This window comes from Reyranella sp., assembly GCF_050185545.1.
Classification (GTDB): domain Bacteria; phylum Pseudomonadota; class Alphaproteobacteria; order Reyranellales; family Reyranellaceae; genus Reyranella.
On record NZ_JBFWZI010000030.1, the window covers coordinates 42,337 to 49,008 of the forward strand.

Genomic DNA, 6,672 nt, shown 5'->3' on the forward strand with positions numbered 1-6,672 from the left:
CCATATGCGATTGCCGTGCCGGGGCGGGCAACAGATTGGGTGGCTGCTTGAGCCGGAAAGGCGTTGCTCACGCGACCGCCTCCGGCAGGGCGAGCTCGTAGCGCGGGCACGCCACGGTGTGGCCCATCGATTGCGCCAGCAGTTCCGGCCGCGCCGCCGCGCAGTCGGCGACGGCGAGCGGGCAGCGCGGATGGAAGCGGCAACCGGGAGGTGGCGCGAAGGCGCTGGGAACGCTGCCGGGAATGCCGCCGAGGTCGGTGGCGCGATCGGGATGGCAGGCCAGCAGCATGCGGGCGTAGGGGTGGGCTGCGCCGTCGATCAGGCCGCGCGTCGGTGCGGCTTCGACGGTCTGTCCGGCATAGATCACGCTCACCTCGTCGCAGAGCTGGGCGACGACGCCGAAATCGTGGGTGACGAACAGCATGGAGAGGCCGAGCTCGGCCACCAGGTCGCGCAGCAGCTTCAGCACCTGCTGCTGCGTCGTGACGTCGAGCGCCGTCGTCGGCTCGTCGGCGATCAGGAGCCGCGGCTGGCAGGACAGGGCGGCGGCGATCAGCAGGCGCTGGCGCTGGCCGCCGGAGAATTCGTGCGGATAGCGCTCGAGGGCACCTTCCGGGTCGGGCACCTGCACCGCGCCCAAAAGCTTCACCAGGCGCTGGCGATGCTGGCCCTTCCACTGCGGCGGCGCGTGCCAGCGCATGGTCTCCAGCATCTGGGTGCCGACGCGAAACACGGGATTGAGGGCGAGAAACGGATCCTGCGGGATGAAGCCGATCGCCGAGCCGCGCACCTCGCGCGCCAGGATCGCGGGATCGAGCCGGGCGAGGTCGCGTCCTTCGAACACGATCTCGCCGCGCTCGATCAGCGAGCGCGGCGGCAGCACGCCGAGGATGGCCTTGATCAGAGTCGACTTGCCGCATCCCGATTCGCCGACCACGCCGACGATGCGGCCCTTCGGGATGGCGAGGTCGACGCGGTCGAGGATGCTCGCCGTGCCCTCGTCGCCGCGGATCGAGACGGCGAGGCTGGAGACGCGCAGCAACGGCTCGGTCATCGCGACCACCGCAGCCTGGGAGAGACGGCGAGGCTGGAGACGCGCAGCAACGGTTCGGTCATCGCGACCGCCGCAGCCTGGGATCGACCAGGTCGCGCAGCCCGTCGCCCAGCAGGTTGAAGCCCAGCACCGCGATCAGGATGGCGAGGCCCGGAAAGGTGGCGAACCACCAGGTCTCGGGAAGGAACTTCCGACTCTCGGCGATCGCCAGGCCCCAGTCGGGATCGGGCGGCGTGGCGCCGACGCCGAGGAAGCCCAGCACGGCCGCGGTCAGGATGGTGAAGCCCATGCCGATCGTTGCGCGCACGATGATCGGCGAGGCGGCATTGGGCAGCACGTGCAGGAACAGGATGCGTGTTGTCGAGGCACCGACGCCCTGCAGCGCCTCGACAAACAGGGACGATTTGAGGCGCCGCGTCTCGGCATAGACGGTGCGGGTGAAGAACGGCCAGTAAGTGAGGGACAGCGCCACCATCGCCGTCACCAGGCCGGGCTTCATGAGCTGGGCCAGCGCCAGCGCCAGGATGAGCTGCGGGACGGCCAGCACGATGTCGGTCACGCGCATGATGGCCTCGGTGCGCCAGCCGCCGAGATGGCCGGCCAGCAGGCCGAGCGGTACGCCGATCAGCATGGCCGAGCCGACCACCGCGAGGGCGATCACGAAGGCGCTGCGCGTGCCCAGGATCACCCGGCTGAAGATGTCGCGGCCAAGATTGTCGGTGCCGAACCAGTGCTCGGCCGACGGCGGCTTGAAGCGCTGCAGCAGGTTCGAGGAGAAGGCGGCGTCGGGGTACGGCGCGAGCTGGCTGGCGAACACCGCCACGAACAGGCCGAACAGCACGATGGCGAGCCCCAGCACCGCCGGCGTGTCGCGCAGGAACTTCCAGAGGATCAGCTTCATAGCTGCTCGGCGACGCGCGGGTCGAGCAGGCCGTGCGCCAGGTCGACGGCGATATTGACCACGGCATAGATCACGCCGACCACGAGGGTGACGGCCAGCACCGCCTTGTAGTCGCTGTTCAGGATGGCCTGGACCGCGTAGCTGCCCAGCCCCGGCCAGTCGAAGATGGCCTCGACCGCGACGGCGCTCGAGATCAGGGCGCCGAACAGCAAGCCGATCTGGGTCACCGCGGCGATCACCGAGTTGCGCAGGACGTAGACCCAGATGATGCGATGGCGCGGATAGCCGATCGCCGTCTCGTACTGCACGAAGTCGCGCTGCAGCGTGTCGAGCACGCCGGCGCGGGCGAAGCGGGCGATGGTGGCGAGGGCGGGTATGGCGAGCGTGACGGCCGGCATGGCGATGTGGCGCAGGCTGCTGGTGAACTGCGCCCAGCTGCCGGCCAGCAGCGAATCGATCAGGAAGAAACCGGTCACCGTCGGCGGCGCGCCGATGTTGACGCCGATGCGGCCACGCAGCGGCAGCCATTCGAGCTCCATCGAGAACAGGAGCTGCAGCATGATGGCGAACCAGAACGAGGCGACCGCGAGGCCGCCCACCGTGGTGACGCGCACGACATGGTCCAGCAGGCCGTTGTGTCGCACCGCCGCGAGCGTGCCCAAGGGAATGCCGATCAGGGTGGCGATCAGCAGGGCGATGAAGACCAGCTCGATGGTCGCCGGCAAGGTGCGCAGCACGTCGCCGGAGACCGGCCGGTTGGAGAAGGCGGAATTGCCCAGATCGCCCGACAGGACCTGGCGGACGTAAATCGCGAACTGCTCGTAGAGCGGCCGATCGAAGCCGTACTTGGCGCGGATCTCCTCGATCTGCTGCCTGGTCGAGTTCTCGCCGGCCAAGGTCGCCGCCGGATCGGCGGGTACCACGCGTACCAGCACGAAGGTCAGCACCATCAGCCCGATGAGCGACGGGATCACCAGGAGCAGGCGGCGGATCAGGAAGCGAAGCACGGGGTTACTTTCTCTTCTCCTCCCCAGCTTCGCTGGGGAGGTGCCCCGTCATACGGGGCGGAGGGGTCATGTATCTCAAGGCCGGGAGCGCACCACTCCGTGGCGCTCTTCTTGTTGATCACGCATCCCATGAGCGCCACGGAGTGGCGCGCTCCCGGCGATGACTCATGACTCCTCCGCCTGCCTGCGCGAAGCCGAAGCGGCTTCGCTTCGGCGAAGGCAGGTCGCCGAAGACGGCGACACCTCCCCAACGGAGTTGGGGAGGTGGACTTGAACGCCGATTTCGCGCCCCTCACTCCGCGAGCGACATCCAGCGCAGGTCGCCGCCGCTGCCGACCGGGCTGAACTGGTAGCCCTGGACGCGCTTGGACAGGCCGCGCAGCTGGATGGTGTTGTAGACCCAGATGTCCGGCGAATCCTCGACGACGAGCGCGGTCGCCTGCTCGTAGAGCTTCTGGCGGTCGGGCTGGGCGCCGGTCGAGCGCGCCTTGCGCAGCAACTCGTCGACCTTCGGGTTGGCGTAGTAGGCCGATGCCTTCCAGGTTCCGTGGAACTGGCTGTCGTACATCTGGCCGATCCAGTTCTCGGGATCGACGAAGTAGGTGCTGACCCAGTGGATCCACAGGTCGGGCGAGGTTTCCGGTTTGGCGGTCGCCGAGGTGATTTGCGGCCACTGGCTGGGCACGATCTTCATCTTGATGCCGAGCTTCTGCAGGTCGGCCTGGAACATCTGCGCCGCCTGCGAGGTCTGCTCGAGCTCGCTCTGGATGTGGATCTCGACCTCGCGGTCGAGCTTGGCGCCCTCAGCCTTGGCCTTGTCGCAGAACGCCTTGGCCGCCGCCATGTCGTACTTGTAACCCTTGAGATCGGGCGGATTGCCCCACAGGTTGCGCGGGTTGGGGCCCGGATTGCGGTCGACCAGGCCCTTCAGGATGACGTTGTTGAAGCCTTCGTAGTTGAACGCCGAGGCGAAGCACTTGCGCGCGTTGGCGTTGTCGAACGGCGGCTTCTTGTTGTTCATCCGGATGATGAAGACGCGCATCGATTCATCACGCGCCACGCGCGTGCGGGTGTTCTTCTCGACGCGCTCGACCTGGTCGGTCGGCAGATAGGAGTCGGTGGCGTCGATCTCGCCGCGCATAAGCGCCAGCACGCGGGTCGAGGTCTCGGCGACCGGGCGCGAGCGCACCACGTCGATCGGCTTGGGATTGTGTCCCCAGCCCTTGAAGTGATCCTTGTTGCGCAGGAGATCGAGCGCCTCGCGCGGCCGGTAGGTCGCCGGATCGGCGCGGTAGACGCCGCTGCCGGCGCCGTTGGCGGAGAGCCAGGCGCTGCCGAAATCGTTGTCCTTGACGTTGGCCTCGACCTGCTTCTGGCTGACGATGGCAACCAGCGGGAGCGCCGCCAGGAATGGCGCATAGGGCTTGGAGAGCACGAACCGCACGGTTTCGGCATCCGGCGCCGTGACGCCATCCGGCTTCAGCACCGGCAGGAACGCGCCCGCCGGGCCGCGCTTCATGCCGAGCAGGCGGCGGAAGCTGAAGACCACGTCGTTCGCGGTGAGCGGACTGCCGTCCTGGAACTTCACGCCCGGCACCAGCTTGAAGTTCCAGGTGAGGCCGTCCTCACTGACCGTGTGGCCCGACGCCAGCCAGGGCTCAAGCTTGGGCGGGTTGCCGATATAGCGATAAAGCGTGTCGTACATGTTGAGCAGGACGAACTGCATCGGCACGTCGAAGATCGCGTGCGGATCGAGCCCTGCGGGCAGGGTGTCCCCCCATACCAGGACCTGCTTGTCCTGCTGCGCGGCGGCGGGCAGCGGCGCCGCAAGGCCGAGCGACAATGCGCCAGCCAGGGCCAAGAACCTCGAGCGTTTCATGCGAAGTGTCCCCCTGAAGACGGTGTTGGCGAAAGACGCGACACGTTCCTCTCCCCCAATCGGGATAAGATCGCTCCGCGCCTGTCCGGTCAATGGCTGGCCGAAGCCACTGCAAGAATCCCGCCATTCGGCGGAGGGACCTCGCCGCGCACCGGACGTGCGCCAGACCAGGCGGCGATGGCGCTCGCGAAAGAACCCTCGCTGCGCTCGGGATGACAATATTGCGGTCATCCCGAGCGCAGCGAGGGAACTTTCTCTTCCGGACCGCGGGCGTGCCCCCCGCGCCTGTATCCAGAGCGGGCGGGTCGCCCGCGGTCCGGAAGATCATGAGGCCCTCATTTCTTCTGCGGGTTGATCAGGAACTTCTCGCCGGTGGCGCGCTTGGTGTAGGCGGCGATGTTCGCGACATCGAGCACCTCGGGCAACGACACGACCTTGGTGTAGTGGCTGGCGAAGGTGGTCTTGAGATTGTTGACGACGCGCTCGCGTAGCGGCGTCTGGCCGGCGCGGCCGATCTTCTGCAGGAAGGGCGTCAGCAGCCAGCCGCCGACACCCCAGGCGGTGCCGTAGTTGCGCGCCAGCTCGGTCGGGCCGAGGTCGAGATTGCCGTAGAGGTAGACCTGCTTGTGCACACTCGAGCCGTAGCGATTGTAGGTCGTCGCCGTCTTGTTGATGGCGATTTCCATGCAGGTCAGGATCTGGCTGGCCAGCTTGCCGCCGCCGATCGCATCGAAGGCGATGGTGGCGCCGGTGTCGACCAGGGCCTGCGTGAGATCGTCGAGGAAGGACGGCGCGCTCGAATCGACGACATGCCGGGCGCCGATGCCGCGCAGCAGGCTCGCCTGCTGCGCGTTGCGCACGATGTTGACCAGGCCGATGCCGTCGGCGAGACAGATCTTGTTCAGCATCTGGCCGAGATTCGAGGCGGCCGCGGTGTGGACCAGCGCCTTGTGACCCTCGAGCTTCATCGTCTCGGTCATGCCGAGCGCGGTCAGCGGGTTGACGAACCACGACGCGCCTTCGGCCGCCGTCGTGCCGGGCGGCAACGGCTGGCAGTCCTGCACGCGGAGCAGGCGGTACTGGGCGTACATCGAGCCGCCGACCATCGACACCGTCTTGCCTTCGAGCGCCCGCGCCTTGTCCGAAGAGCCGGTCCTGATCACCGTGCCGGCGCCTTCGTTGCCGACCGTCATCGACTGGTCGAGGCGGGTCGCCAGGAACGGCAACGCCGTCTGCGGCACCTTTGCCGTGACCTTGATGCCGGTGCCGCTGCCGCTCGAGGTCGCGGTCTTGACGTCGGCCGGACCAAGCAGCAGCCCGAGGTCGGAGGGATTGATCGGCGTTGCGTCGATGCGCACGACGACTTCCTCCGGGCCCGGCTCGGGTATCGGCACCTCGATCAGCGACAATTCCAGCTCGCCGCTCTTGCGGATCAGGGAGCGAAGTTGCAGCCCGGTGGCGTTGCTTGCGGTGCTCATCTCGGTGTTCCTCTCGTCAATGACTCATCGGCGAGACCATAGCAGAGCTCGTCTCATTCGCCTCACCAGCTTCGATGCTACCGAGTAGGCGCAGCTTGTCTGCCTCCCCCGTAGTCGACCCGATTACGGGGGAGGAGTTCGAGATGCACTCCGCAGCAGCTTTGCTGGGTGGGACTAGACGAGCTAGGGCGCGCCACCCGTGAGCCGCCAGCGCTCGGTAGCCGGAATGAGAGTCAAGTTGCCGAGGATCTTATGCTGCGGGTCGGCACTCGCCGCCAGCCTGGGCTGCAGCGTGAGCAGGGACTGGCCGAGCTTCGTCTCGCTCCACAGCCATTCCTTGCGTGATCTGGCCG

The 6,672-nt window shown here is 67.3% G+C and carries 5 protein-coding genes; all 5 read right to left on the reverse strand.

Annotation, left to right across the window (positions count from 1 at the left end; all coding sequences use genetic code 11):
- Positions 1 to 67: 67 nt before the first annotated feature.
- Positions 68 to 1,054: an ABC transporter ATP-binding protein gene (locus tag AB7O82_RS11275; RefSeq protein WP_428538526.1), complete on the reverse strand. Its 987-nt coding sequence runs from the start codon at positions 1,052 to 1,054 to the stop codon at positions 68 to 70.
- Between the two features lie 58 nt (positions 1,055 to 1,112).
- A complete protein-coding gene (locus tag AB7O82_RS11280) occupies positions 1,113 to 1,955 on the reverse strand; it encodes an ABC transporter permease (protein WP_428538528.1) in 843 nt (280 codons plus the stop codon).
- Positions 1,952 to 2,962 carry an ABC transporter permease gene (locus AB7O82_RS11285; protein ID WP_428538530.1) on the reverse strand — a complete coding sequence of 337 codons (1,011 nt, stop codon included), beginning with the start codon at positions 2,960 to 2,962 and terminating at the stop codon, positions 1,952 to 1,954. Before AB7O82_RS11285 ends, AB7O82_RS11280 begins: the two co-directional genes overlap by 4 nt.
- A gap of 292 nt (positions 2,963 to 3,254) precedes the next feature.
- On the reverse strand, positions 3,255 to 4,841 hold the full coding sequence (locus AB7O82_RS11290) for an ABC transporter substrate-binding protein (protein WP_428538532.1): 1,587 nt from the start codon (positions 4,839 to 4,841) through the stop codon (positions 3,255 to 3,257).
- Positions 4,842 to 5,176: 335 nt separating this feature from the next.
- Entirely contained in the window at positions 5,177 to 6,319 is a 1,143-nt protein-coding gene (locus AB7O82_RS11295) for a zinc-binding dehydrogenase (RefSeq protein WP_428538534.1), read from the reverse strand.
- Between the last annotated feature and the right edge of the window lie 353 nt (positions 6,320 to 6,672).